This window comes from Skermanella sp., from assembly GCF_059503625.1.
Map to the genome: position 1 here is coordinate 1,938 of NZ_JCACHA010000449.1, position 396 is coordinate 2,333.

Below are 396 nucleotides of genomic sequence, written 5' to 3' on the forward strand. Positions count from 1 at the left end.
TCGGCGGCGCCGGCAATGACCGGCTGAATGGCGGCAAGGGCGATGACTCGTTCATCGGCGGCGCCGGCAAGGATGTGTTCGTGTTCAGCGGCAACGCCGGCAACGACACCATTCTCGATTTCGTCTCGGGCACCGACAAGATTGACCTCAGCGCTTACGGCATCGACTTCGGTGATGTCCAAAGCAGTTCGGCGGGTGCGAACACGGTGATCGGCGTCGATGCGAACAGCGACAGCGCCTCCGACTTCCAGATCACGTTGGTAAACGCCAGCTCACCAGCCCAGGCCGACTACTTCTTCGGGTAAGGCTGGACCCGCCCGCCGTACACCGGCGGGCGGGTCTTCATGATTGGGAAGAGGAACGCCGTGTCGCGAGATAATGTTCTGTCCGATGCTC

Annotated in this window: 1 protein-coding gene; it reads left to right on the forward strand. The window is 61.9% G+C overall.

Annotated features, from left to right (window positions below; all coding sequences use genetic code 11):
• Positions 1–305: M10 family metallopeptidase C-terminal domain-containing protein (locus AC5JJ6_RS09945; protein ID WP_496041888.1), on the forward strand; the 305-nt coding region annotated here is incomplete at its 5' end.
• Positions 306–396 lie beyond the last annotated feature (91 nt).